This is a genomic window from Aeromonas sp. R1-1, assembly GCF_040908495.1.
Taxonomy (GTDB): domain Bacteria; phylum Pseudomonadota; class Gammaproteobacteria; order Enterobacterales; family Aeromonadaceae; genus Aeromonas; species Aeromonas veronii.
Map to the genome: position 1 here is coordinate 1 of NZ_JBFODV010000028.1, position 1520 is coordinate 1520.

The window sequence follows — 1520 nt, forward strand, 5'->3', positions numbered from 1 at the left end:
GCGTTGAAATACAGAACCCCCGATGCGGTACATAGGGGGTTCTGAGTAGAGAAATGCTAGTTGAAAATGTGTAAACCTATTTCAGGACTAGACACGCAGCCATATCGAGATAAAAAAACGCCCCGCAGTGCGGGGCGTTTTGGCAAGCGAGGCTGTTTAGGCAGCCAGATTCTTGGCCACGAATTCCCAGTTAACCAGAGCCCAGAAGGTTTCCATGTACTTCGGACGCAGGTTGCGGAAGTCGATGTAGTAGGCGTGCTCCCACAGGTCAACGGTCAGCAGCGGGGTGGTACCGGCTTCAGTCAGCGGGCAGCCAGCGTTGGAGGTATTGACGATAGCCAGAGAGCCGTCAGCTTTCTTCACCAGCCAGGTCCAGCTGGAACCGAAGTTGCCGATGGCAGATTTGGTGAAGGCATCTTTGAACTCGGCGAAGGAGCCGAATGCCTTGTTGATGGCATCAGCCAGGGCGCCAGTCGGCTCACCACCACCATTTGGGGAGAGGCAGTGCCAGTAGAAGGTGTGGTTCCAGATCTGGGCGGCGTTGTTGAAGATGCCGCCGTTGGAGGTCTTGATGATCTCTTCCAGAGACTTGCCTTCAAACTCGGTACCCGGCACCAGGTTGTTCAGGTTGACCACGTAGGTGTTGTGGTGCTTGCCGTGGTGATATTCCAGAGTTTCCTGGGAGATGTGCGGTTCCAGAGCGTTGATTGCATAGGGCAGAGCGGGAAGTTCGAATGCCATTTTCTACTCTCCATTGGCTGGACCGTGCGAAGGCGACGGTTGCAAGACATTGCGTACTCTTTTCTATATGTGAAAAGAGTTGTTTTTAAAATGATGGGGCTGGGTAGCCCAAAGCCAAGGGATTGTAGCAGTATCAAAGATGGCCTAACAACTCTTGATTGGCGCCATGATCGCGATCAATCCTGTGTGGGTTCTTTGCACAATTCGAGCCGGGTCACCCCTTTGTCAGTTTGTGCTCGGGCAAGATTGCAGTAGAATGGCCGCCGAAATCGCTCTAGTGAGGCACCTATGGAAACTATTGAAAAGATTAAGCAGCAGCTGGCTGACAACCCCATCATCATCTACATGAAGGGCTCCCCCAAGCTACCCAGCTGTGGCTTCTCTGCCCAGGCCTCCCAGGCTCTGATGTCCTGCGGCGAGCCGTTTGCCTACGTTGATATCCTGCAGAATCCGGATATCCGCGCCGAATTGCCAAAATTCGCCAACTGGCCGACCTTCCCCCAACTGTGGGTTGAAGGTGAGCTGATCGGTGGCTGTGACATCATGATCGAGATGTTTCAGGCTGGCGAGTTGCAGGCTCTGATCAAAGAGACTGCTGCCAAGTACAAGAAAGATGATGCTGCAGCTGAGTAATCGGTTCTGTGTTGTCGAGAGGGAGCCTTATAGGCTCCCTTTTTTATTGGTTATGTCCCAATTACGTGTTGCATGGGGCGCCCCAGCGCCTCATGCAAACAGGCTTTGATATTTACGCCTTTTCCGTAACGCTCCAGCATCCGGCG

At 53.2% G+C, this 1520-nt stretch carries 2 protein-coding genes; one reads left to right on the forward strand and one right to left on the reverse strand.

What is annotated here, in order from left to right:
• Positions 1-156: 156 nt before the first annotated feature.
• Positions 157-741: a superoxide dismutase [Fe] gene (gene sodB / locus AB5Y92_RS01250; protein WP_005334664.1), complete on the reverse strand. Its 585-nt coding sequence runs from the start codon at positions 739-741 to the stop codon at positions 157-159.
• 288 nt (positions 742-1029) lie between these two features.
• Between sodB and AB5Y92_RS01255 the strand changes: the two genes are divergently transcribed.
• Positions 1030-1374, forward strand: a complete 345-nt coding sequence (locus AB5Y92_RS01255; RefSeq protein ID WP_005353650.1) for a Grx4 family monothiol glutaredoxin — start codon at positions 1030-1032, stop codon at positions 1372-1374.
• The last annotated feature ends 146 nt before the right edge of the window (positions 1375-1520 follow it).